The organism is Luteimonas sp. FCS-9 (assembly GCF_001014645.1).
Taxonomy (GTDB): domain Bacteria; phylum Pseudomonadota; class Gammaproteobacteria; order Xanthomonadales; family Xanthomonadaceae; genus Luteimonas.
On sequence record NZ_LASZ01000006.1, the window covers coordinates 86,094 to 108,960 of the forward strand.

Here is a 22,867-nt window from a genome sequence, read left to right on the forward strand (position 1 = left end):
CGGAATCGGGGAGTCGGCCTGCTTCGCGACGGCGCACGGCCGGATAGGCTGTCTCCGTGGCGTTGGGGAGACTGGCAACACCGGCAGGGATGAACGATCGCCAGTCGGGAAAGGAATCCACCCAATCGCCAAGGAGTTCGCCATGAAGCCGTTCAAAGCCGTCATCGCCTCCCTCGTCCTCTCGCTGCTGATGGCCGGTTCGGCATTCGCGGCCGACGGGGGCGAGAAGGTCAACGTCAATACCGCCGATGCCACGACCCTCGCCCGGGTGCTGCACAACGTCGGGCCGTCGAAGGCCGAGGCGATCGTCGCCTACCGGGACGAGAACGGCCCGTTCCGCAGTGCCGAGCAGCTGGCCATGGTCAAGGGGATCGGCCTGCGCACGGTCGAGAACAACCGCGACCGGATCGAGCTGGGGTCGGCCACGGCCCGCCAGCAGCCGACCGCCCAGCGCGCGTCGGCGACGCCGGCCAAGGGCGCGGTCCAGCAGCGCTGAGCCACCGCATCGCCAGCGCCGACGCAAGGAGCGACGGCGCGGGTCGAGGAGCAGGGAGGCTCCACAGGATCCGGCAGGATGCCGATACACGGACGTAACCGTCGCCCGCCACGCATTGGATGCGCGGCGGGCGACCTCCTTTGGGGGGCGTCGCACTGCGCGGGGAATCGCGGCCCCTTTGGGCGCGCGGGGGAGCGTGGCCGCGCCGGCTAACGGACGTGGACCGGACGCTCTAGATTCGGGGCGATGTCCGAACGTCACGAAGCCCGGGTCGTGCCCGCCGCTGCCGCGCATCGCGTGCGCTGGCGCAACGGCCACGGCTGGACGCGCGAACTGGTGTGTTCGCCCGGGCCCGCATCGACGGTCGCGCCTTCTGCCGCCGACGATCCCACAGCGTCCTGGGCCTGGCGGATCTCGATCGCGCAGATCGACCGCGATGCCCCGTTCTCGACGTTCCCCGGCATCGACCGCGAACTCGTGCTGCTGCGTGGCGACGGGCTGGACCTGCAGCTCGACGGCCGCCGCGTCGCGCTGTCGCCGCCTGACGGGCGGCATCGCTTCGCCGGCGAGTGCGACGTGGCCGCGCGCGTGCCGGCCGGCGGTGTCGAGGTGTTCAACCTGATGTGGCGGCGTGACGTGTTCGACGCGCAGCTCGGGCACCGGGCACTGGCCGGCTCCCTGGACGCGTGTGCCGATCCGGCGACGACGTGGGTCCTGCACCTGCTGTCGGGGCAGGCGCGGTTCCGCGCCGATACCGGGCTCCCGCCGCTCGCCCCGGGCGACACCGCGGTGCTGGCCGGGACACGCGGTGTTCGCCGCTACACGATCGAAGGCGACGGCGGGCTGATCGCGATCCGCCTGCGGACCCGGGCCCCGGCGGCGCCGGACCGCACGGGACGACGCGCGGACGCGTCGCCCCGTGCCGGACACGGCCCACCCGTCAGAAGTTGACGTTGACGCTCAACCAGACGCTCCGCGCCTTGTCCTTGTTGTTGTAGTCGTCCTGCGCCGACAGCGTGTAGCTGCCGTTGTCCTCGATGAAGCTGTACTGGTAGGACGTGAAGTCGCGATCGAGCAGGTTGTTGATGCGGGCGTTGACGGTGAACGTCTCGTTGAAGCGGTAGGACGCGCCGAGGTGGAGCACCTCGTAGTCCTTCCAGTACAGCTCCTGCTCGAACACCGTGTCGAAGCCGCGATAGCGCTTGGAGCGCGCCTCGGCAGTCAGGAACAGCGTGAACGCCTCGGTCGCGCGCCAGTCCAGCGTGGCGTTGGCCATGTGCCGGGCGCTGTTGCCCAGCGGCCGGCCGGCGTTGCTGCCGCTCTTCTGCTCGCTGTCGGTGTAGGTGTAGTTGGCGCGGAAGCCGATGGCGTCGCTGATCCGCCAGCGGCCCGCGACCTCCGCGCCCTGCACGACGACTTCGTCGATGTTGACCGTCCGGTTCGAGTTCGAGTAGCCCAGGTCCGCGTAGTCGCCGGTGCTCGAGCAGGCGATCGTCAGCGTGGGGCCGCAGGCCTCCGAGCCGATCTTGTCGTCGAACTTGTTGTGGAAGATCGTGGCGTTGAAGCCGTGGCCGTCGGGGTGCTGCCAGTAGGCCGCCAGCTCGGTGCTGGTGCTGGTCTCGGGCTGCAGGTCGGGATTGCCGAACATCGGCGACACGCCCTGGCCGCCGAAGCCGGTGATGCCGTCGTAGAGCTGGGTGGTCTTGGGGGTCTTGAAGCCGGTGCTCACGCCGCCCTTGACCGTCCACTGCTCGCTCAGGGTCCACACGCCGTACAGGCGTGGGCTGACGTGGCTGCCGAAGACCTTGTGGTCGTCGTAGCGCAGGCCGGCGGTCACCGATACCGGCTCGGCGACGGTCCAGGTGTCCTCGGCGAACAGCGAATACATGTCGTGTTCCTGCTTGGCGCCCGGGGTGCCGCGTTCCATGCCGAACACGCCGTCGACCAGTTCGCCCTGGATGACCTGCGCGCCGACGACCGCCACGTGCTCGCCGTGCCACTGGAACGGCAGGTCGAGCTTGGCGTCGAGCGTGTACTGGTTGCTCTCGAGCGTGCGGTCGGGGCGGGGCAGGTAGGCCAGCAACTGCGCGTACTCGGCCGGTGCGAGGTTGGCCTCCATGACCGCGAGCTTCTGCGCCTCGGAGAGGTTGTTCCAGCCGGTGCCGCTGTAGCCGGTGCCGCCCGCCGAGTTCGGGCAGTAGCCGGCGGCGTTGACCGTGCCGCCCAGGCTGCCGCAGGCCGCGTTCCATAGCGATTGCAGGTTCTGGCGCTCGGCCACGGTGTAGGGCAGCGTGCGGCCCTCGTTGCGGGTCTCGACATAGCCCAGCGACACGAAGCTGTTGCCGAACGACCAGCGGCCCTCGTGCGAGATCGACCAGTTGTCGCGGGTGAACTCCTGGCTGGGGCGATAGCCGGCGCGCGGCTCGATGCGGCCGCTGTTGCCGATACGCAGCATCGCGCCGTAGTCGTCGACGGTGCCGACCGGGTACTCCTCGACCCCATCGTCGTTGATCCGGGTGCTGTTGTCGTACGCCTGGCGCGAGGCGTCGATGTCGAGGGTGACGGTCTGCGCCTCGGTCGGCGTCCAGCTCAGCGTGATGCCGGCCGCCTTGTTGGTGTTGTCCACGGTCTTGCCGCCGCCGCCGAAGCCCAGCGCGCGGGTGTGGACCTCGCCCGCCGGATCGGTGACCGGCGCGTACACCGGGTTGGACGCGTCGCGCTCGTACCAGCTCGCGCGCGCGCTCAGGTTGAGCTTGCCGGGCACCAGCGGTCCGGTGATGAAGAGGTCGGCGGTGGTGTCGTCGCCGAACTGGTCGTCGGTCTCGAAGGTGCGGCCGAGCGTGAGCGAGCCGGCCCAGCTGTCGAGTTCGCGCTTGGTGATGATGTTGATGACGCCGCCCATCGCATCGGCGCCGTAGAGCGTGGACATCGGACCGCGGATGACCTCGATGCGTTCGATCGCGTCCAGCGGCGGGATGTGGTTGAACTGGTTGCCGACGAAGTTGTTCGGGTAGATGTCGCCGTGGTTGTTCTGGCGCCTGCCGTTGATCAGGATCAGCGTGTAGTCCGAGCCCATGCCGCGCATCGAGATCGTGCCCTGGCCGGTCTTGTCGCGGGTCTCGCCGATGTCGATGCCCTCGATGTCGCGGACCGCATCGAGCAGCGTCATGTAGGGACGATGGGTGAGGTCTTCCTGCGTGATCACGCTGATGCTGGCCGGCGCGTCGGTGATCTTCTGCTCGAAGCCGGCGGCGGTGACGACGATGGTGTCGAAATTGCGTGCCTCGTCCTGGGGCAGGGCGGTGTCGGCGAGCGCGGGTGCGGAGAGCAGGGCGAGCAGGCTCGCGGCCAGCGCACGGCGGCGCGGGGCGGTCGAACGGGTCATGGCATGTCCTTGTCGGTGGAAACGAAGAGCGCCGCGCACGCGGCATGACGCGCCGCGGGCGGCGGCGTCGAAACTCGGAAATGGGAGCGGGGGCGACGCGGGCGGTGCGCGCGTTGTCGCTGTCGCGCCGCGGGCGCGCGGCGCGGAACGTCGGGGCTTCAGGCGAGCGGAGGCGCCTGGCCCGGCGGCAGCGTCAGGTCCGGCCGGAGCGCGTGCGGCGTGGCCGCTGCGTCGAGGGGCGGGCGATGGCCGGGCGCCGGCGCCGCATCGGCACGTGGCGCCAGTCGCACCGACGCGACGGCCCATGCCTGCGGCCGGTCGGGATCGGGCGCGGGCAGGCGGGGCGGGGCATAGGCGTGCAGCGGGAGCGGGCGGCGGAATTTCGCCTCCACCGGCTGCAGGTGGTCGTACGGCGCGTCATGCGGCGCGGCGAGGCCGGCCGCGATCGTGTCGTCGGTCGCGGGGCCGTCAGCGCGGGGCGCGACGCCTAGCACGAGCGCCAACGACAGCAGCGCGACGAGTGCGAGCTCGATGCCGCCCGATACCGTCCATTGCGATGTGCGCCGCGTCTGCACGATCCGGGTGCGCCGAGGAAAGCTGACCCGGAATTATATGAGAATGATTTTCATAAACAAGACTGAACGCAAGTCATTCGCATGCGTGCCATGCACGCGACCGTGGCGACGGCGGATCGCGTCCTGTGAGCGAAGGTGTCAGTCCCGGTCGTCGCGGGTCCAGACCCCGCCGTGCTCGATCTTCGTCGGGAACTTCGCGACCGGCTCGTAGGCCGGCGCGCACAGTGCGCGGCCGTCGCGGACGTCGAACTTCGCGCCGTGCAGCACGCACTCGATCGTCGCCTCGCCCGGGTCGAAGTCGCCGCCGCCCGACAGCGCGAAGTCCTCGTGCGTGCACTGGTCCTCGAGCGCGTACAGGTCGCCGTCGAGGTTGAACACCACGATCGGCACGCCGGTGACCTCGTCGAACGTCGTGCGCATCTCGCCGGGCAGCAGTTCGGCGGTCGCGCAGACGAAGGTCCAGGTCGCGCTCACCGCCGGCCTCCGAAGGTCTTCTCCAGCACCTCGAAACGCAGGTCGTCGCGCAGCGGAATGCCGAAGCGCAGGTCGCCGTAGGGGAACGGCTTGTGCCGGCCGGTCCGGCGGTAGCCGCGGCGCTCGTACCATGCGATCAGCGCCTCGCGCAGGTCGATGACGGTCATGCGCATGCCGGGCAGGCGCCATTCTTCGCGCGCGATGCGCTCGCACTCGGCGAGGAGCGCATCGCCGGTGCCGCGGCCCTGCAGGCGCGGATCGACGGCGAACATGCCGAAATAGCCGTGGCCGTCCTCGATCGCGACGTGCGCGCAGGCCAGCGGCGCGCCGTCCGCCCCGTCGACGACGACCACGCGGCTGCCGGGCCGTGCGATGTCGGCGTGCAGCACCTCGGGGTCGATCCTGGCCCCGTCGAGCAGGTCGGCCTCGGTGGTCCAGCCGGCGCGGCTGGCGTCGCCGCGGTAGGCGGAGGTCACCAGCGCCACGAGCGCGGGCACGTCGTCGGCGGTGGCGGGGCGGAAGGCGGGGGAGGCGGGCATCGTGACGAGGCTGGCGGGAAGAGGCGGGCATTATGGCCGGCGGCGCGCGGGGCGCCGGTCGGGGCAGCGCGTGGTGGCGCGTCAGCCCAGCAGCCGGCGGACCTTGCGCAGCGCGGCGACGAACGCGTCGATCTCGGCGTGGGTGTTGTAGAACGCGGGCGAGGCGCGGCAGGTCGCGGCGACGCCGTAGAACTGCAGCAGCGGGTGCGCGCAGTGCTGGCCGGAACGCACGGCCACGCCCTCCAGGTCGAGCAGCGTCGCCAGGTCGTGGGCGTGGGCGCCCTCGACCAGGAACGACACCACTGCCGCCTTGTCCGGCGCCGCACCGAGGATGCGCACGCCCTCGACCTCGTCGAGCGCCTGGGTCAGGTGCGCGAGCAGCGTGGCCTCGCGCCGTTCGACGTGATCCATGCCCAGACGCTCGAGGTAGTCGACCGCCGCGCCCAGGCCTGCGAAACCGGCGATGTTGGGCGTGCCGGCCTCGAAGCGGTGCGGCGGGTCGTTGTAGACCGTGCCGCCGAAGGCGACCTCCTTGATCATCTCGCCGCCGCCCAGGAACGGCGGCATCGCCTCGAGGTGCTCGCGGCGCGCCCACAGCGCACCGGTGCCGGTGGGGCCGCACATCTTGTGGCCGGTGAACGCGTAGAAGTCGCAGCCGATCGCCGCGACGTCGACCCGGCGGTGCGGTACCGCCTGCGAGCCGTCGACGACGGTCGCGATGCCGTGCCGGCGCGCCTCGCGGCAGATCTCGCGCACCGGGTTGACCGTGCCGAGCACGTTGGAGACGTGGGTGAGCGCGAGCAGCTTCACCTCCGGGGTCATCGCGCGGCGCAGCGCGTCGAGGTCGAGCGTGCCGTCCTCGCGGATCTCCGCGACGCGGACCGTCGCGCCGGTGCGCTCGGCGACGATCTGCCACGGCACGATGTTGGCGTGGTGCTCCATGCGCGAGACCAGGATCGTGTCGCCGGCCTTCAGCCGCGGCAGCGCCCAGGAGTACGCCACCAGATTGATCGCGAACGTCGTGCCGCTGCACAGCACCAGCTCGTCGGCACGCACGTTGAGGAACCGTGCCAGCTTGCGTCGCGCGCCCTCGTAGGCCTCGGTGGCCTCGGTGCCGAGCTGGTGCACGGCCCGGCTGACGTTGGCGTTGTGGCGGCGGAAGTGGCCGTCGACCGCCTCGATCACGCAGGCCGGCTTCTGGCCGGTGTTGGCGTTGTCGAAGTAGATCAGCGGTTTGCCGTGGACCTCGCGCAGCAGCAGCGGGAAGTCGGCGCGCACGGCCGCCCAGTCGACGTCGCCGTTGTGCCCGGCGGGCGCGCTGGGGCCGTCGAACGGCGGCTCGAGAGGCGGCAGCGCGCTCATGCGCGCACGAGCGCGGCGAGCGCGCGGTCGAGTTCGGTCTCCGCCAGCGCACGCAGCGTGTCGTCGGCGATCGCCGACAGCGGTTCGCGCACGAAGGCGGCGGTCAGCAGGCGCTGCGCATCGGCTGCGGGCAGGCCGCGCGAGCGCAGGTAGAACAGCGCGCCGGGATCGAGCTGGCCGACCGTCGCGCCGTGCGCGGCCTGGACCTCGTCGGCGTGGATGACCAGCACCGGCTGGGTGTCGATCTCGGCGGTCGCCGACAGCAGCAGGTTCTTGTTCGACAGCCGTGCGTCGGTGCCGTCGGCGCCCGCGTCGATGGTGATGCCGCCGTGGAAGACCACCCGGCCGCGGCCGTCGCCGATCCCGCGCCACAGCAGTTGGCAGGCGGTGTCGCGGGCGACGTGGCGGATGCCCAGGCGCGTGTCCAGGTGGCCGCGGCCGCCGGCCAGCAGCACGCCGTTGGCGGTCAGGCGGGCGCCCGGGCCGACCAGGCGCACGTCGAGCTCGTGGCGCGACAGCGCCGCGCCGGCCTCGACGTCGACGCGGTCGTAGACGGCACCGGCCTGCAACTCGGCGTCGGTGCGCAGGAACGCGGTCGCGCCGGCCTCGCGGCGCTGCAGCCGCAGGTGGCGCAGGTGCGCGCCGTCGGCCAGACGCAGCGAGCACACGCCATTGTCGAGATGGCGGTGGGCGCCGGCATCGAGATGGTGTTCGACGACGGTCAGCTGCGCACCCGCGCTGAGCGCGACGTGGTGGCGCAGGTGCCAGGCCTGGTCGGCGTCGGCCGGCGCGCCGACGAACACCAGGTGCAGCGGCGCCGCGACGTGGACGCCGGCGTCGACCTTGATCGCCACGCCGTCGGTGGCGAGCGCGGCGTTGAGCCGCACGAACACCGCGTCGGCCCGGTCCTCGATCGCCGGCAGCGCATCGACCGCGGGGACGGCGCCGATCGACAGCCCGGCGACGCCGGGGCCGGGGTCGGACAGCGCCGGCGCGGCACGGCCGTTGACGAACACCAACCGCGGCGCCGGAATGCCGGCGACCAGCGCCGGGTCGATCGCGACGTCGCCGGGCGTGGCGAAGCTGCGGCGCTCAAGCGCGCGCAGCGAGGTGTACTTCCACGATTCGCTGCGCGGGCCGGGCAGGCCGCCCGCCAGCGCGGCGTCGAGCGCAGGGCGGCGCGCGGCGTCGCCGTCGAAGCCCGCGGCGAGGGAGTCGAGCAGGGCGCTCATCACGCGGCCGCCTCCGGTGCGACGCGGTCCTTGACCCAGGCGTAGCCCTTTTCCTCGAGCTGCAACGCCAGTTCCGGGCCGCCGCTCTGCACGATGCGGCCGTCGGCCAGCACGTGCACCACGTCGGGCCGGATGTAGTCGAGCAAACGCTGGTAGTGGGTGATCACGACGAACGCGCGGTCGGGCGAGCGCAGCGCGTTGACGCCGTCGGCGACGTTCTTGAGCGCGTCGATGTCCAGGCCCGAGTCGGTCTCGTCGAGGATCGCCAGCTTCGGCTCGAGCACCGCGAGCTGGAAGATCTCGTTGCGCTTCTTCTCGCCGCCGGAGAAACCTTCGTTGACGCCGCGGTGCAGCAGGCGGTCGTCGAGATGCAGCACCGCGAGCTTCTCGCGCACCAGGCGCAGGAACTGCATCGAGTCGAGCTCGTCCTGCCCGCGCGCCTTGCGCTGCGCGTTCAGCGCGCTGCGCAGGAAGTAGGTGTTGTTCACGCCCGGGATCTCGACCGGGTACTGGAACGCCAGGAACACGCCGGCCGCGGCGCGCTCCTCGGGTTCGAGTGCCAGCAGGTCCTGGCCCTGGAACGCGACCGTGCCCGCGGTGACCTCGTAGCCCTCGCGGCCCGAGAGGATGTTGCCCAGCGTGGACTTGCCGGCGCCGTTGGGGCCCATGATCGCGTGCACCTCGCCCGGCTTCACGTCGAGCGAGAGGCCCTTGAGGATGTCGCGTTCGCCGATGCGGGCGTGGAGGTTGTCGATGTTGAGCATGGGATTCGGGATTGGGATTGGGGATTCGATAGAGCGGGATCCGGGCCGGGACCCGGGCGCTTGCGCGAATCCCGAATCTCCGATCCCCAATCCCGGGAAGGCTCAGCCGACCGAGCCTTCCAGCGACACTTCCAGCAGCTTCTTGGCCTCGACCGCGAACTCCATCGGCAGTTCGCGGAAGACCTGCTTGCAGAAGCCGTCGACGATCAGGCTGACCGCGTCCTCTTCGGAGATGCCGCGCGCGCGGCAGTAGAACAGCTGGTCGTCGCTGATCTTGGACGTCGTCGCCTCGTGCTCGACGGTCGCGCCGGGGTGGCGGACCTCGATGTAGGGGAACGTGTGCGCACCGCAGTCTTTGCCGATCAGCAGCGAGTCGCACTGGGTGTAGTTGCGCGCGCCCTCGGCGCCGCTGCCGACCTTGACCAGGCCGCGGTAGGTGTTCTGGCCGCGGCCGGCGCTGATGCCCTTGCTGACGATCTTGCTCTTGGTGCGCTTGCCGACGTGGATCATCTTGGTGCCGGTGTCGGCCTGCTGGCGATGGTGGGTCAGCGCGACCGAATGGAACTCGCCCGACGAGTCGTCGCCGAGCAGCACGCACGAGGGGTACTTCCAGGTGATCGCCGAGCCGGTCTCGACCTGGGTCCAGGTCACCTTGCTGCGTGCGCCGCGGCACTCGGCGCGCTTGGTCACGAAGTTGTAGATGCCACCGCGGCCTTCCTCGTCGCCGGGGTACCAGTTCTGCACCGTCGAGTACTTGATCTCCGCGTCCTCGAGCGCGACCAGCTCGACCACCGCGGCATGCAGCTGGTTCTCGTCGCGCATCGGCGCGGTGCAGCCCTCCAGGTACGAGACGTAGGCCTTGTCCTCGCAGACGATCAGCGTGCGCTCGAACTGGCCGGTGTGCCCGGCATTGATGCGGAAATAGGTGCTCAGTTCCATCGGGCAGCGCACGCCCTTGGGGATGAACACGAAGCTGCCGTCGGAGAACACCGCCGAATTGAGCGCGGCGAAGTAGTTGTCGCCCACCGGCACCACGGTACCCAGGTACTGGCGCACCAGCTCGGGGTGTTCCTTGATCGCCTCGGACATCGAGCAGAAGATCACGCCCTTCTCGGCCAGTTCCTTGCGGAACGTGGTGCCGACCGACACCGAATCGAACACCGCATCGACCGCGACGCCGGCGAGCTTGGCGCGCTCGTGCAGCGGCACGCCGAGCTTGTCGTAGGTGTCGATCAGCTCCTTGGGCACCTCGTCGAGCGACTTGTACTTCGGCCCCTTGGGCGCGGAGTAGTAGCTGACCGCCTGCAGGTCGATCGGGGCGATCTGCAACTTGGCCCAGTGCGGCACCGGCATCGTCAGCCAGTGGCGGTATGCGGCGACGCGCCAGTCGGTCATCCATGCCGGCTCGCCCTTCTTCAGCGACAGGGCGCGCACGACGTCCTCGTCCAGGCCCGGCGGGAAGCTGTCGGACTCGATGTCGGTGACGAAGCCGGCGTCGTAGCGACGGCCGAGCTGCGCGTGGATCTCCCGATTGGTCTCGGGCGCTTCGATGATGTCGGTGGCCATGGGGGCGGCTGCCTACTGTCTATGGATGCGCGAGGCGGGCGTCGATGCGCTTCGCCCCGGCGGGGGTGGAAAGGGAGTGGACGCGCGGCGCGTCGTCGAGCATCTGCGCCAGCGTCACGCCACGCAGGGCGTCGGCGACGACCTCGTTGATGCGGCGCCAGTTGCCCTGCACGCCGCACTGGTCGGAGATCCCGCACTGGCTGTCGTGCAGGCTGCACTCGGTCATCGCCAGCGGGCCTTCCATCGCCTCGACGATCTGCACCAGGTTGATCGCCACCGGCGCGCGCGCCAGGCGATAGCCGCCGTTGGCGCCGCGGAAGCCCTCGACCAGGCCGGCCTGGGCCAGCGGTTTGAGCAGCTTGCTGACCGTCGGCGTCTCCAGGCCCGCGCGTTCGGCCAGCTCGGTCGCGCTCATCACCGCGTCCGGCCGTGCGGCGAGCACGGTCAGGACGACGGTGGCGTAATCGGTGAGCTTGGTGACCCGGAGCATCGCGGAAGAAGGCTGACTGCGTAAAGCGGACCAAAATTGTACTTTTTTGGCCGGCCGACCACAACGCCCGGCGGGACCGGCGTTCAGCGCGACGCCAGTGGCGGTGGCGGTGCAGGTCCGCGACAATGCGGCGCTTGTCCTTCCGCCACCAGAGCGCACGATGCCCAAGAAGAAGACCAGGAAGATCGAGGCCCGCCGCTCGGCGATCCACGGCAACGGCGTGTTCGCCACCGAGGCGATCGCCAAGGGCGAGCGCATCATCCGCTACAAGGGCTTCCTGCGCAGCCATGCCGACGTCGACAACGAGTACGGCGACCAGGAGGAGGACGGCCACACCTTCCTGTTCACGCTCAACGACGAGTATGTCATCGACGCCAACATCGAGGGCAACGTCGCACGCTGGATCAACCACAGCTGCGATCCCAACTGCGAGGCGGTCGTCGAGGAGGACGCCAAGGACCGGCGCCACAAGGACAAGGTGTTCATCGAGGCGCTGCGCGACATCGCCCAGGGCGAGGAGCTGACCTACAACTACGGCATCACGCTGGCCGAGCGGCACACGCCCGCGCTCAAGAAGCTGTGGGGCTGCCGCTGTGGCGCGAAGAACTGCACCGGGACGATGCTCCAGCCCAAGCGCTGACCCCACGCGCCACGCCGCGCACGGTCACGGCGGCGTGGCGACCTCGTGCAGGTCGGCCGAGGCGATGCGCCACGCGCGTTGCGCCTCGTTCGCGCCGTCGGCCACCGCGGCGCGCAGCACGTAGCGGCCCTCGTAGCGCCGGATCGAACCGTCGGTCTGCTGCGCGCGCAGCGAGACCGGCACCTCGACGTAGCGCGAGCCGGCTGCCGAATCGGCGGTCTGCGGCGTGCCGATGTCGACCATGACCGTGGACGTCTGCGCGAAGCCCGCCTCGAACTGCTCGGGCGTCTGTCCGCTGGCGCGACCGCCATCCGACCACAGCGCATAGGCCCGGGCGTGGTCGAGCGCGTTGATGGCCGTGTAGTAACTGCGCACGACCGCGACGGCGGCTTCCGGAGACGGCGGCGGCACGGCATCGACGGTCGCCTCGTCCGGGACCAGGACCGGCAGCAATCCCGTCTCGGGATTGTCCTCGAGCGGGACGGCGGGCACATCGGGGACTTCCGGCGCCGGGGCTTCGCCGCCCAGCGGGACGTCGCCGGGGCCGGGTGCGCCGGGCATGCGGGTGACCGGGCCGCCGGTCGCGACCGGCTGGGGCAGGCCGGCGGCATCGGTGCCGCGCTCGTGCGCGCTGTCGCGCCCGGCGTCGCGATCGCCGCACGCGGCCAGCGCGATCGCCGCCAGGCCCGCGCACAGGCCCAGCACCGCACGCTCAGCGCGCAAGGTGCACCACCACGCGGCCATCGCCGACGGCGACCTCGCCGATCCGCTTGCCGGCCGGCAGCTTCGACAGCAGATCGTCGTCGAGCCGGTAGACCGGTTCGCTGCGCGCGTACTCGGCGAGCAGGCCGTTGACGATCCCGCGCGCGCCGCCCTTGAGCAGCGCGTTCGTGCCCGGCAGGTCGAACTGCAGCAGTTCGGGATCCTCGAGGTGCAGGCCGCGCGTCGACGAGTCGTAGCGCAGGCCGCTGACCAGCGCGAGGTGGCCCGGGCGGTCGTCGGCGACCGCGCCGTCCACGCCCAGGTCGAAGTCCAGCCGCAGCCGGCCCTCGCCCTGCGGGATCGTGAGCCGGGGATTGTCCAGCGTCACCGAGACCAGGCCGCCGACGCGATCGAAGGAGCGCGGGAAGCGCGTGTCGAGCTGGCGCTGCAGCTGGGGCGCAGTGAACGCGACCTGGTCGCCGAGCCAGGCCTGCACCACGCCCAGCGAGGTGCAGGCGGTCAACGCGAGCAACAGCAACAGCGGAAGGGAGCGGGCGGGTGCGCGCATGCGAAGAGCTTCCTGGTGCGATGCCCGCACCCTACGTATCGGCGGTGAATGCCGGGTTAGCGGCGCGGCCGCACACTTAATCGGGCGCGGCCGCCAGCACCACGCGATGCGGTTGCAGCCACGCCAGCAGCAGTCCGAGCAACTGCATCGCGACGATGTCGAACACGATCTGGCGCAGCATCAGGCCGAGGGGGAACGGCTGGCCGGCGTGCGCGAGCAGATGCCAGGGCACGAACGACACCAGCGCCATCGCCAGGCCGAAGCGCGCGCCGTGCCAGCGCTTGCTGCGCACCGGGGGCGGCAGCCAGCGGTAGAGCCAGGTCATCCCCAGGCCCAGCGCGAGATACGCCAGCAGGATCCAGCCGACGTTGGCGTCGGCGTCCTCGCGCGGGCGGAACAGGTGGGCCAGGGCCAGGTAGTCGGCGCGCAGCAGCACGCCATGGACGAGGAAGCCCAGGAACAGCGCGGTGGCCGACAGCGTCAGCCCGCACATCCAGAAACGCTTGTCCATCTCCAACTCCGACGATGCGTGCGAGGCGCCCGGCGCAGGGTAACCCGGAAGCGCCGTGGGGCGCCCGGCCGGGGGCGCGTCAGCGCGAGGCGGGCGAGGCGTCGACCCGGGCGCCGGCGCGCAGCAGCGGCAACGGGTCGATCGCACCGTCGGCGGCGTAGACGCCGTAGTGCAGGTGCGGCGGCGTGCCGCGCGCGTTGCCGGTATCGCCGACCGTGCCCAGCATGTCGCCCGGTCGCACCACATCCCCGGTCGCGAGCAGTTCGGCGAACGCGTCGAGGTGTGCGTAGTAGTGGCGCTGGCGCCCCGGGCCGACCACCCAGACCTGACGGCCGCCGAGGCCGGCCTCGCGGATGCCCACGACCAGGCCCTCGGTGGTGCTGCGCACCGGGGTGCCGCGCGGGGCGAAGATGTCGACGCCTTCGTGCCGGCGGTCGCGACCGCGCGGTGCGCCGAAGGTGTCGGCGACGCGGCGGGCGGCGACGCCGTCGACCGGCATCGGCAATGCCTGCGGCGCGGGCGCGGCGGCGATCCGGGCGACCACCCGGGGCTGGGCCATGAACGGCTGATGCCAGGCCCAGTGGCCGGCCGCGGCGAGCAGCGCCAGCACCAGGACGGCGCGCAGCGTGCGGCGCAGTTCGGGCGTGTAGTCGCGTCGGTGGAGCGCGGGGGAGGATGGCATCGTGCCCACGGTAGCGGCGCCGACGCGAAGACCGGGTCGGCGCGGTCCGTGCGGCGGCGGTCAGCGCGCGGCGGTGCGCACTTCCTGCTCGAGGCGGTCCTTGAGCTCGGGCGCGAGCTGCAGCTGGCGCGCGAGTTCGTCGAGATAGCTGCGCTCCATGAAGCTGGTCTCGTCGGCCACCAGCACGCTGGCCAGGTACATCTCCGAGGCGACCTCCGGCGAGGTCGCGGCGCGCGCGATCTCGGCCGGGTCGAGGGGCTTCTCCAGTTCGGCGTGCAGCCACGGCTGGATGTCGGCGCCGGCGTCGATGCGGCGGAACTCGGCCTCGATGACCTCGCGCTCGCGCGCGTCGAGATGGCCGTCGGCCTTGGCCGCGGCGACCAGCGCCTTGAGGATCGCCTGGCTGTGCAGGTCGGCCTGCGGCGGCGGCAGCCGGTCGACGGTCTGCGGCGCCGGTGCGGTCGCGCCCGCCTGCTGCTTCTGGTAATCGCCGTAGGCGCGGTAGGCCATCATGCCGATCGCGGCCAGGCCGCCGTAGCTGGCGAGCTTGCGGGTCTTGCGGTTCTTGCCCAGCAGCAGGCCGAGCGCGCCGCCGGCGGCCGCGCCCTTGCCGAAGTCGGCGTTGAGCAGGCTGCTGCCGGGCTTGCCGCCGGCCTGGGAGGTGAGCAGGTGATTGAGGAAACCCTGGAAGCTCATGACATCGATCCGCAGAGGGGGAGGGGACGCATTGCGGTGGGCGAGCTTGCGATGCCGGATGTTCGCATCGTGTGCACGTCCCGCGACAGCCGCCGAAGGCGGCGCCCGGTCCGACGCGCGGGGCCCGAAAACGCGATCGGGACGGTCAAGGACCGTCCCGATCGAGGAGGCTGCGGTCGCCAGGAATCAGGCGGCGGCGTCCTTGAGCTTCTTGAGCGGGCGCACCTTGACCTTGACCGAGGCGGGCTTGGCGGCGAACCACTGCTCTTCCTTGGTGAAGGGGTTGATGCCCTTGCGCTTCGGCTTGGCCGGCACGCTGACCGAGGTGATCTTCAGCAGGCCCGGCAGCGTGAACGAACCGGCGCCCTTCTTGTTGATCGAACCGTGCACGGCACCTTCGAGCGCGGAGAACACCGCGCGCACGTCCTTGGCGGCCAGGCCGGTGGACTCGGCGATGTGCGCGACCAGGCCCGACTTGCTCAGCGCTTCCTTGATCGGCTTGGGCGCTGCGGACTTGGTGGCGGCCTTCTTCGGCGCAGCAGCCTTCTTGGCCGGCACTTTCTTGGTGGTGGCCTTCTTCGTTGCCATGGGTGTGTGGTTCCCTCGTCAAATATGGATTGGATGATTCCTGGCCGAGCGAGCCGGCAAGCGAAATGTAGGGCATCCCTGCGCACCCGCCAATAGGAAAACGCAAAAAAACAGCGGTTTTCAGGCGCCGTCGATGCCGCCGATCGCCATTGCGCCCGTCCGGCGGTTGTCGGCGCGACAGGGCGCGACCCGTTGGCGCACCCGCGCCCGCGGCGCCGCCGCCCGAAACGCCCGCGTCACGCCCGCCTCGATAGGCTCGCCGGCTCCTGTCCCGATGGAGAATGCGCATGGGCATTTCCCGCCACGCCACCGCCCGCTGGAGCGGCGACCTGAAATCCGGCAAGGGCGCCTTGTCGACGCCGCAGAGCGGCCTGCTGGACGCCGTGCGCTACGGCTTCAACAGCCGCTTCGGCGAGGAGAAGGGCACCAACCCCGAAGAACTCATCGCCGCCGCGCATGCCGGCTGCTTCACGATGGCGCTGTCGGCCAAGCTCACCGAGGCCGGTTTCGCGCCCGAGTCGATCGACACGCGCGCCGACGTCGACCTGTCGATGGATGGCGGCCCGCAGTTGAGCGCGATCCGGCTGAAGACGCGCGCCAAGGTGCCGGGCATCGACGCGGCGCGCTTCCGCGAGATCGCCGACGACGCCAAGCAGAACTGTCCGGTCTCCAAGGCGCTGTCGGCGGTGCCGCTGTCGCTCGAGGCCGAGCTCGAGCGCTGACGCATCGCCGCCTCCCTGCCGTGCCGCACCCGCGGTTCGGCAGTGGAGAGGCCGGCCCTGGCGGCCCTGGATGTCGATGCGCCAGGCGCCCGGCTCACCGCCAGTCGATCGTGCCCCGCACCACGCTCTGGACCCGACCGCCCGACCACACCTCGCCGTCGGCATCGACGCGCAGATCCAGGATCGCATCGTGTCCGACCTCGCGCCCCTGGCTGACGCGGTAACGGCCGTCGTGCCCGGGCAGCGCGTCGCGAGCCGCAAGCCAGGCGGCCAGCGTCGCATTGGCCGCGCCCGAGGCGGCATCCTCGAAACATGTGGTGGCGCCGACGAACGCGCGCACCGCCAGGTCGTGGTCGCTGCCGCCCGCACTGCGCGCGAAGGCGCACACGCCCATGCTGCCGGTGGCCTCGGCCAGCGCGGCGATCGCATCCCAGTGCGGCGCGGCAGTGCGCAATGTCGCCTCGTCGGCGACCTCGGCCAGCCACCAGCGACGCCCGCCGTCCATCAGCACCGGCGGCAAGGCGCCGGGCGGCAGCGACGCCAGCGCATCGCGCAGCCGCGAGTCGTCGCCGCGCGCGACCTCGACGATCCGCGCACGCGGCGTGCGCACGGCGATCGTCCGCGTCGCACCATCGCCGTCGACCGCCAGCGGCAGGCAGCCGGCGATGCCGTCCTGCACCAGCACGCCGTCGCGCGGGCGCGCCAGCCCCGCGTCGAGCACGACGTGCGCGGTGCCGACGCTCGGATGCCCGGCGAACGGCACCTCGCGGCGCGGGGAGAACATGCGGATGCGGTAGCTGGCCGCGTTGTTCGAAGGCGGGAACACGAACGTGGTCTCGGGCAGCCGGGTCCAGCGGGCGATCGCCTGCATCGCCTCGTCGCTCAGCCCCGCGGCGTCGAGCACCACGGCCAGCGGATTGCCGGCACCGGGCCGGTCGGCGAACACGTCCACCTGGACGAAGCGTCGGGAAGTCATGGGCGGGCGTCGCGCGGCGCGACAGCTTACCCAAACGGCTGCCGGAATCGGGCGGCTCGATTCCCTCCGACCCCGCCGGCGCCTAGAATCGCCGTTCTGCCGCGCCCTCCGCCAGCGACCGGCCCGTTCCGGGCGCGCCTGCGCGCGCTGCCGTCCTTCTCCTTCCGTCAGAGACCCCACCTCCGATGTCCTCACCTTCCGACGATCGCTGGATCGTGCTCAAGTTCGGCGGCACTTCGGTGTCGCGCCGCCACCGCTGGGACACCATCGGCCGGCTGGCGAAACGCCGGGCGCAGGAGCACGACGCACGCGTGCTGGTGGTGGTGTCGGCGCTGTCGGGCGTGACCAACGAACTGACCGCGATTGCCGATGGAAGTGCAGCGGACGGTGCGGCGGATCCGGCCGCGCGCGTCGCCGCGCTCGTCGAGCGCCACCGCGCGTTCGTCGCCGAGCTCGGACTCGATGCCGACGCGGTGCTCGGCGCACGGCTCGCCGCGTTGCAGGCGCTGACCGCCGATGCGCGGGCGGCCACCCGCACGCTCGACTGGCAGGCGGAGGTGCTGGGGCAGGGCGAACTGCTGTCGTCGACGATCGGCGCGGCGTATCTGGCCGCGCAGGGCCTGGATTTCGGCTGGTGCGATGCGCGCGAGTGGCTCGACGCGGTCGCGCTGCCGAACCAGAGCGACTGGGCGTCGCGGCTGTCGGTGAACTGCCGGCGCGAGCCCGATGGCGACTGGCGCGGGCGCTTCGCCGCGCAGCCGGCGCGGATGCTGCTGACCCAGGGCTTCATCGCCCGCCACGGCGACGGCGGCACCGCGATCCTCGGGCGCGGCGGCTCGGACACCTCGGCGGCGTACTTCGGCGCGCTGCTGGGCGCGCGGCGCGTGGAGATCTGGACCGACGTGCCGGGCATGTTCAGCGCCAACCCGCGCGACGTGCCCGACGCACGCCTGCTCGCGCGGCTCGACTACGCCGAGGCGCAGGAGATCGCGACCACCGGGGCCAAGGTGCTGCACCCGCGCTCGATCAAGCCCTGCCGCGACGGCGGCGTGCCGATGGCGATCCTCGACACCGAGCGTCCGGATCTGCCGGGCACCGCGATCGACGGCAGCGCCGAGCCGGTGCCGGGCGTCAAGGCGATCAGCCGGCGCAACGGCATCGTGCTGGTGTCGATGGAAGGCATCGGCATGTGGCAGCAGGTGGGCTTCCTGGCCGACGTGTTCGAGCGCTTCAAGCGCCACGGCCTGTCGGTCGACCTGATCGGCTCGTCGGAGACCAACGTCACCGTGTCGCTCGATCCGAGCGAGAACCTGGTCAGCACCGACGTGCTGGCGCGCCTGAGCGACGACCTGGCCGAGGTGTGCCGGGTCAAGGTCATCGCGCCGTGCGCCGCGATCACACTCGTGGGCCGCGGCATGCGCTCGCTGCTGCACAAGCTCTCCGACGTCTGGGCGACGATGGGCCGCGAGCGCGTGCACCTGATCTCGCAGTCGTCCAACGATCTCAACCTGACCTTCGTCATCGACGAGGCCGACGCCGATGGTCTGCTGCCGGTGCTGCACGCCGAACTGATCGACAGCGGCGCGATGCCGGTCCACGACGACGCGGTGTTCGGCCCGAGCTGGCGCGAGATCGCGCACGGCCGCCGCGAGCGCCCCGCGCCGTGGTGGCGGCACGCCCGCGAGCGCCTGCTCGCGCTGGCCGCGCCCGGCGCGCCGCGCTACGTCTACCACCTGCCGACGGTGCGCGCCCGCGCGCAGGCGCTGGGCCAGGTCGCCGCGGTCGACCGCCGCTTCTACGCGATCAAGGCCAACGCGCACCCGGCGGTGCTGCGCACGCTGGTCGAGGCCGGCTTCGGCCTGGAATGCGTGTCGCAGGGCGAACTCGAGCACGTGTTCGCGACGCTGCCCGACCTCGATCCGGCGCGCGTGCTGTTCACGCCGAGCTTCGCGCCGCGCGCCGAGTACGCGGCCGCGTTCGCGTACGGCGCGACGGTCACGCTCGACAACGTGGAGGCGCTGCACCGCTGGCCGGAGGTGTTCCGCGGCCGCGACCTCTGGCTGCGGCTCGACCTGGGGCGGGGCGACGGCCACCACGCCAAGGTCGTCACCGGCGGCGCGGCGTCGAAGTTCGGGCTGGCGCTGCCGGCGTTCGACGCCTTCGTGCAGGCCGCAACCGACCTGGACGTGCGCATCACCGGCATCCACGCCCACCTGGGCAGCGGCATCGAGACCGTCGCGCACTGGCGCGAGGTCTACGCCGAACTGGCCGCGTTCGCCGACGCGGTGGGCACGGTCGACACGATCGACATCGGCGGGGGGTTGCCGATCCCCTACCGGCCCGACGACGCGCCGTTCGACCTCGAGGCCTGGGGCGCGGGCCTGGCCAGCATCAAGGCCGAGTACCCGCGCTACCGCCTGGCGATCGAGCCCGGCCGCTTCCTCGTTGCCGAGGCCGGCGTGCTGCTGGCGACGGTGACCCAGGTCGTCGACAAGCTCGGCACGCGTCGCGTCGGCCTCGACGCCGGCATGCACAGCCTGATGCGGCCGGCGATGTACGACGCCTGGCACGGCATCCACAACCTCTCGCGAATCGACGACGACGCGCAGCGCGCCTGCGACGTCGTCGGCCCGATCTGCGAATCGAGCGACGTCTTCGGCACCCGGCGCCCGCTGCCGGCCGCGACCGCCGAGGGCGACACCGTGCTGGTCGCCGACGCCGGCGCCTACGGCTTCGCGATGGCCAACACCTACAACCTGCGGCCGCTGCCGCAGCAGGACGTGATCGAATGACTTCCGGATTCGACCGCAGCGCGATCCGCTGCTTCCGCTTCGTCGACTGCGACCTCGACGCCGCGACCGGCGTGGCGCGGCTGCGCTACGCGTTCGACGACGGCCCGGAGCTGGTCGAGACGGTGACCGTGCCCGGCGCGCCCTTCGCGCTCGACGGTGCCCGCGCGCAGGCCGCGACCCGCGCGCTGCGCCTGCTGCACCTGCTCGCCGGCGTGAGCTACTACAAGGCCGCCGTACCGCCGAAGATCCGCATCGACGGTTACGCGATCGACGCCGGCACCGCGGCGCTGCTCGAGGACGCCTACGTGCACGGGCTCGGCGAGTTCGCCTACCGCAACGGCCTCGACCTGCACGGCAGGATCCGGTTCCCGGCCGACGACGTGGCGCCGGACGCCGCCGCGCCCGCGCTGGATCTGCGCCACCACGCGCTGGTCGCGATCGGCGGCGGCAAGGATTCGCTGGTCTCGATCGAGGCGCTGCGCGCGCTCGATGTCGCGCAGACCGTGGCGTGGATCGGCGGCTCGCAGTTGATCCGCGTCTGCGCCGAGCGCACCGGCCTGCCGACGCTCAACATCGGCCGCCAGCTGGCGCCGCAGTTGTTCGAGTACAACCGCCAGGGCGCGCTCAACGGCCATATCCCGGTCACCGCGATCAACTCGGCGATCCTGGTGCTGGCCGCGGTGCTGCACGGCGTCGACCAGGTGGTGTTCTCCAACGAGCGCTCTGCCAGCTACGGCAGCCTGATCCAGGCCGCCGACGGCAGCACGACGAACGAGGTCAACCACCAGTGGTCGAAGGGCTGGGCATTCGAGCGCGCGTTCGGCGAGCACGTGCAGCGCCACGTTGCCGCCGACCTGCACTACTACTCGCTGCTGCGGCCGCTGTCGGAGCTGGCGGTTGCGCGCCAGTTCGCCAGGACCGACCGCTACGACGCGCATTTCTCCAGCTGCAACCGCAACTTCCACCTGCTCGGCGAGCGGCCGGTCAACCGCTGGTGCGGCATCTGCCCCAAGTGCCATTTCGTGTTCCTCGCGCTCGCGCCGTTCATGCCCAAGCCGCGGCTGGTGGCGATCTTCGGCCGCAACCTGCTCGACGACCCGGCGCAGGTGCCCGGCTTCGACGCGCTGCTCGAGTATCGCGACCACAAGCCGTTCGAATGCGTCGGCGAAGGCCGCGAATCGCGCGCGGCGATGGCGCTGCTAGCCCAGCGCCCGGAGTGGCGCGAGGACGCGGTGGTCGCCCGTTTCGCGCGCGAGATCGCGCCGCGGCTCGACGCCGGCGAGCTCGACATCGCGCCGCTGCTGGTGGTCGACGACGAGCATCGCGTCCCCCCCGCGCTGTGGGACCGCCTGCGTGCGCATCTCGCAGCTTGACGCGATCGCCGCCGGCGGCGGCCGCATCGCGCTGTGGGGCTGGGGACGCGAGGGGCGGGCGGCGTACGCGGCGCTGCGGGGCACGCGGGATCCGGGCGCCGGGACGAGCGGCGGGGCGCCCGTCGAGCGCCGGGATCCGGCGCCAGCCCTGCCGCTGACAGTGTTCTGCACCGAGGCCGAGGTCGCCGACGTGCGGGGTCTCGGGGATCCGGCGCTGGCGGTCGAGACCGATGCGAGCGCCGAGTGGCTGTCACGCTTCGCGGTGGTGATCAAGTCGCCCGGCATCAGCCCGTACCGGCCCGAAGCGCTGGCCGCGGCGGCGCAGGGCACGCGCTTCATCGGCGGCACCGCGCTGTGGTTCGCGCAGCGCGCGGCGCCCGGCGAGGTCGCCGCCGGCACGGTCTGCGTCACCGGGACCAAGGGCAAGAGCACCACGACCGCGCTGCTCGCCCACCTGCTGCGCAGCGCCGGCCGGCGCACCGCGCTCGCCGGCAACATCGGCCTGCCGCTGCTGGAACTGCAGGCTGCGCAGGCCGACGCCTGGGCGATCGAGCTGTCGAGCTACCAGACCGGCGACGTCGCCGCGAGCGGCGTGCGCCCGGATGTGGCGGTGGTCACCAACGTCTTTCCCGAGCATCTGGACTGGCACGGCAGCGAGCAGCGCTACGTCGAGGACAAGCTCGCGCTGGTGACCCGGGCCCGGCCACGGGTCGCGGTGCTCAACGCCGCCGATCCGCGTCTGGCCGCGTTGACCCTGCCAGACAGTGAGGTGCGCTGGTTCGGCCGCGCCGATGGTTGGCACCTGCGCGGCGACGTGCTCCATCGCGGCGATGCGGTCGTGCTCGACACCGCCGGCCTGCCGCTGCCCGGCCGCCACAACCGCGGCAACCTGTGCGCGGTGCTGACCGCGATCGAGGCGCTCGGCATCGACGCCGCGCCACTGGCCGCCGCGGCCGCCGGGTTCGTGCCGCTGCCGCATCGGCTACAGTCGCTGGGCACCCGCGACGGCGTGACCTGGGTCAACGATTCGATCAGCACCACGCCGCACGCCACGCTGGCCGCGCTCGACGTGTTCGCCGGCCGGCGCGTCGCGCTGCTGGTCGGCGGCCACGACCGCGGGCTCGACTGGCAGGCGTTCGCCGACGCGATGCGCACGCACGCGCCGCACACCATCGTGACGATGGGCGCCAATGGCCCGCGCATCCACGCGCTGCTCGCGCCGGTCGCGCGCGCGCACGGCTTCGCGCTGGCCCAGGCCGACGACCTCGCCTCGGCCGTGCGGCAGGCGCGCGCTGCGCTCGACGGCGATGGCGTGGTGCTGCTGTCGCCCGGCGCGCCGAGCTTCGGCGCCTACCGCGACTACACCGCACGCGGCCGCCATTTCGCCGAACTCGGGGGCTTCGACCCCGATGCCATCACCGCGATCCCGGGCCTGGGCATCGCCTGAGACCCGTAGGCGCGCGCTCGGGATTTCCCGGCAAGGCCCCATCGCGCGCGAGCGCTCCTACAGCGGGCGAATGGGGGACGCGCGTTTTGGTTGCAGGGCGCGCGGCCACCTTCGCCGCGCTCGGGGCCTTCCACCCCGATACCATCACCGCGGCTCCCGGCCTGGGCATCGTCTGAATCCTGTAGGAGCGCGCTTGCGCGCGATCGGGATTTCCCGGTAAGGCCCCATCGCGCGCGAGCGCGCTCCTACGAGGGGTGACCCATGCAAGCGGCGTCGCTGCATCGCGC

General features: G+C 71.8%; 23 protein-coding genes. 7 read left to right on the forward strand and 16 right to left on the reverse strand.

The window, feature by feature from the left end:
* Nucleotides 1-142 precede the first annotated feature (142 nt).
* Both WQ56_RS07260 and WQ56_RS07265 read left to right on the forward strand, forming a co-directional pair.
* Entirely contained in the window at nucleotides 143-496 is a 354-nt protein-coding gene (locus tag WQ56_RS07260) for a ComEA family DNA-binding protein (protein WP_047136424.1), read from the forward strand.
* 246 nt (nucleotides 497-742) lie between these two features.
* A complete protein-coding gene (locus WQ56_RS07265) occupies nucleotides 743-1,447 on the forward strand; it encodes a HutD family protein (protein WP_082132252.1) in 705 nt (234 codons plus the stop codon).
* Here the strand turns inward: WQ56_RS07265 and WQ56_RS07270 are convergent.
* The 9 genes from WQ56_RS07270 to WQ56_RS07310 form a co-directional block, all read right to left on the reverse strand.
* Nucleotides 1,437-3,881, reverse strand: a complete 2,445-nt coding sequence (locus WQ56_RS07270; protein WP_047136425.1) for a TonB-dependent receptor — start codon at nucleotides 3,879-3,881, stop codon at nucleotides 1,437-1,439. The genes WQ56_RS07265 and WQ56_RS07270 overlap by 11 nt on opposite strands.
* 158 nt (nucleotides 3,882-4,039) lie before the next feature.
* Nucleotides 4,040-4,456: a hypothetical protein gene (locus WQ56_RS07275; protein ID WP_047136426.1), complete on the reverse strand. Its 417-nt coding sequence runs from the start codon at nucleotides 4,454-4,456 to the stop codon at nucleotides 4,040-4,042.
* Nucleotides 4,457-4,594: 138 nt separating this feature from the next.
* The gene (locus WQ56_RS07280; protein WP_047136427.1) at nucleotides 4,595-4,930 is read right to left on the reverse strand and encodes a non-heme iron oxygenase ferredoxin subunit; all 336 of its coding nucleotides are present in this window, start codon (nucleotides 4,928-4,930) and stop codon (nucleotides 4,595-4,597) included.
* Nucleotides 4,927-5,469, reverse strand: a complete 543-nt coding sequence (locus WQ56_RS07285; RefSeq protein WP_047136428.1) for an N-acetyltransferase — start codon at nucleotides 5,467-5,469, stop codon at nucleotides 4,927-4,929. The genes WQ56_RS07280 and WQ56_RS07285 overlap by 4 nt, the downstream gene beginning before the upstream one ends.
* A gap of 81 nt (nucleotides 5,470-5,550) precedes the next feature.
* Nucleotides 5,551-6,831 carry a cysteine desulfurase gene (locus tag WQ56_RS07290; RefSeq protein WP_082132253.1) on the reverse strand — a complete coding sequence of 427 codons (1,281 nt, stop codon included), beginning with the start codon at nucleotides 6,829-6,831 and terminating at the stop codon, nucleotides 5,551-5,553.
* A complete protein-coding gene (gene sufD, locus WQ56_RS07295; RefSeq protein WP_047136429.1) occupies nucleotides 6,828-8,063 on the reverse strand; it encodes a Fe-S cluster assembly protein SufD in 1,236 nt (411 codons plus the stop codon). Before sufD ends, WQ56_RS07290 begins: the two co-directional genes overlap by 4 nt.
* Nucleotides 8,063-8,827, reverse strand: a complete 765-nt coding sequence (gene sufC, locus WQ56_RS07300) for a Fe-S cluster assembly ATPase SufC (RefSeq protein WP_047136430.1) — start codon at nucleotides 8,825-8,827, stop codon at nucleotides 8,063-8,065. Before sufC ends, sufD begins: the two co-directional genes overlap by 1 nt.
* A gap of 102 nt (nucleotides 8,828-8,929) precedes the next feature.
* Nucleotides 8,930-10,393 (reverse strand): Fe-S cluster assembly protein SufB, encoded by a 1,464-nt coding sequence (gene sufB / locus WQ56_RS07305; RefSeq protein WP_047136431.1) that lies wholly within the window; start codon nucleotides 10,391-10,393, stop codon nucleotides 8,930-8,932.
* A gap of 19 nt (nucleotides 10,394-10,412) precedes the next feature.
* Nucleotides 10,413-10,883: an SUF system Fe-S cluster assembly regulator gene (locus WQ56_RS07310; protein ID WP_047136432.1), complete on the reverse strand. Its 471-nt coding sequence runs from the start codon at nucleotides 10,881-10,883 to the stop codon at nucleotides 10,413-10,415.
* A gap of 160 nt (nucleotides 10,884-11,043) precedes the next feature.
* Between WQ56_RS07310 and WQ56_RS07315 the strand changes: the two genes are divergently transcribed.
* A complete protein-coding gene (locus tag WQ56_RS07315) occupies nucleotides 11,044-11,523 on the forward strand; it encodes an SET domain-containing protein-lysine N-methyltransferase (RefSeq protein ID WP_047136433.1) in 480 nt (159 codons plus the stop codon).
* A gap of 24 nt (nucleotides 11,524-11,547) precedes the next feature.
* Here WQ56_RS07315 and WQ56_RS17695 read toward each other — a convergent pair whose 3' ends face one another.
* The 6 genes from WQ56_RS17695 to WQ56_RS07345 all read right to left on the reverse strand — a co-directional run bounded on the left by WQ56_RS17695 (nucleotide 11,548) and on the right by WQ56_RS07345 (nucleotide 15,270).
* Nucleotides 11,548-12,246 carry a hypothetical protein gene (locus WQ56_RS17695; RefSeq protein WP_156170415.1) on the reverse strand — a complete coding sequence of 233 codons (699 nt, stop codon included), beginning with the start codon at nucleotides 12,244-12,246 and terminating at the stop codon, nucleotides 11,548-11,550.
* The gene (locus tag WQ56_RS07325) at nucleotides 12,236-12,793 is read right to left on the reverse strand and encodes a DUF1439 domain-containing protein (protein WP_047136434.1); all 558 of its coding nucleotides are present in this window, start codon (nucleotides 12,791-12,793) and stop codon (nucleotides 12,236-12,238) included. Before WQ56_RS07325 ends, WQ56_RS17695 begins: the two co-directional genes overlap by 11 nt.
* A 76-nt stretch (nucleotides 12,794-12,869) precedes the next feature.
* Nucleotides 12,870-13,304: a hypothetical protein gene (locus tag WQ56_RS07330; protein WP_047136435.1), complete on the reverse strand. Its 435-nt coding sequence runs from the start codon at nucleotides 13,302-13,304 to the stop codon at nucleotides 12,870-12,872.
* Between the two features lie 79 nt (nucleotides 13,305-13,383).
* Entirely contained in the window at nucleotides 13,384-13,986 is a 603-nt protein-coding gene (locus tag WQ56_RS07335; RefSeq protein ID WP_047136436.1) for a M23 family metallopeptidase, read from the reverse strand.
* Between the two features lie 60 nt (nucleotides 13,987-14,046).
* Nucleotides 14,047-14,682 carry a tellurite resistance TerB family protein gene (locus WQ56_RS07340; RefSeq protein WP_047136437.1) on the reverse strand — a complete coding sequence of 212 codons (636 nt, stop codon included), beginning with the start codon at nucleotides 14,680-14,682 and terminating at the stop codon, nucleotides 14,047-14,049.
* 186 nt (nucleotides 14,683-14,868) lie between these two features.
* Complete coding sequence (locus WQ56_RS07345; RefSeq protein ID WP_047136438.1) at nucleotides 14,869-15,270, reverse strand: HU family DNA-binding protein; 402 nt, start codon at nucleotides 15,268-15,270, stop codon at nucleotides 14,869-14,871.
* A gap of 287 nt (nucleotides 15,271-15,557) precedes the next feature.
* Between WQ56_RS07345 and WQ56_RS07350 the strand changes: the two genes are divergently transcribed.
* Complete coding sequence (locus WQ56_RS07350) at nucleotides 15,558-15,992, forward strand: OsmC family protein (RefSeq protein ID WP_047136439.1); 435 nt, start codon at nucleotides 15,558-15,560, stop codon at nucleotides 15,990-15,992.
* Nucleotides 15,993-16,086: 94 nt separating this feature from the next.
* Here WQ56_RS07350 and WQ56_RS07355 read toward each other — a convergent pair whose 3' ends face one another.
* Complete coding sequence (locus tag WQ56_RS07355) at nucleotides 16,087-16,968, reverse strand: PhzF family phenazine biosynthesis protein (RefSeq protein ID WP_047136440.1); 882 nt, start codon at nucleotides 16,966-16,968, stop codon at nucleotides 16,087-16,089.
* A 185-nt stretch (nucleotides 16,969-17,153) separates the two neighbouring features.
* Here WQ56_RS07355 and WQ56_RS07360 point away from each other — a divergent pair, with 185 nt between their 5' ends.
* Genes WQ56_RS07360 through murD form a run of 3 tightly spaced genes read left to right on the forward strand, consistent with a single transcriptional unit; the run spans nucleotide 17,154 to nucleotide 22,580 of the window.
* Nucleotides 17,154-19,760, forward strand: a complete 2,607-nt coding sequence (locus WQ56_RS07360) for a bifunctional aspartate kinase/diaminopimelate decarboxylase (protein ID WP_047136441.1) — start codon at nucleotides 17,154-17,156, stop codon at nucleotides 19,758-19,760.
* Nucleotides 19,757-21,133 (forward strand): UDP-N-acetyl-alpha-D-muramoyl-L-alanyl-L-glutamate epimerase, encoded by a 1,377-nt coding sequence (murL, locus tag WQ56_RS07365; RefSeq protein ID WP_047136442.1) that lies wholly within the window; start codon nucleotides 19,757-19,759, stop codon nucleotides 21,131-21,133. Before WQ56_RS07360 ends, murL begins: the two co-directional genes overlap by 4 nt.
* Nucleotides 21,114-22,580 carry a UDP-N-acetylmuramoyl-L-alanine--D-glutamate ligase gene (gene murD, locus WQ56_RS07370; protein ID WP_047136443.1) on the forward strand — a complete coding sequence of 489 codons (1,467 nt, stop codon included), beginning with the start codon at nucleotides 21,114-21,116 and terminating at the stop codon, nucleotides 22,578-22,580. The genes murL and murD overlap by 20 nt, the downstream gene beginning before the upstream one ends.
* Nucleotides 22,581-22,867: the final 287 nt, after the last annotated feature.